The sequence below is a fragment of the Alcanivorax sp. HI0083 genome (assembly GCF_001635175.1).
This window is the reverse complement of the sequence record NZ_LWFX01000714.1, coordinates 1-351: the sequence shown is the minus strand read 5'-3', so window position 1 is coordinate 351 and position 351 is coordinate 1. Positions and strand designations below refer to the sequence as shown.

Sequence of the window (351 nt, the reverse complement as noted above, 5' to 3'; positions counted from 1 at the left end):
CCAACCCGGGCGACACTATTGTCTGCAATGGCTACAAGGACGCGGAATACCTGCGCCTGGCGCTGATGGGCGAGAAGCTGGGCTTCCGCGTGCATATCGTGGTGGAGAAGATGTCCGAGCTGCCGGCGCTGCTGGCGCTGGCAGACGAGCTGGGCGTGTCGCCGCGTATCGGCCTGCGGGTGCGGCTGATGAGCATCAGCAAGGGCAACTGGCAGAACACCGGGGGTGAGAAGTCCAAGTTCGGCCTGAGTGCGCCGCAGCTGATGGCGGCCATCGAGCATTGCCGTGCCGCCGGGCGACTGGACTGCGTGAAGCTGCTGCATTTCCACCTGGGCTCACAGGTGGCCAATA

1 pseudogene is annotated in these 351 nt (G+C 64.7%); it reads left to right on the top strand.

Features of this window, described 5'->3' with window-relative positions:
• Nucleotides 1–351 (top strand): annotated as a pseudogene (locus A3754_RS07025) (arginine decarboxylase); the annotation flags it as partial.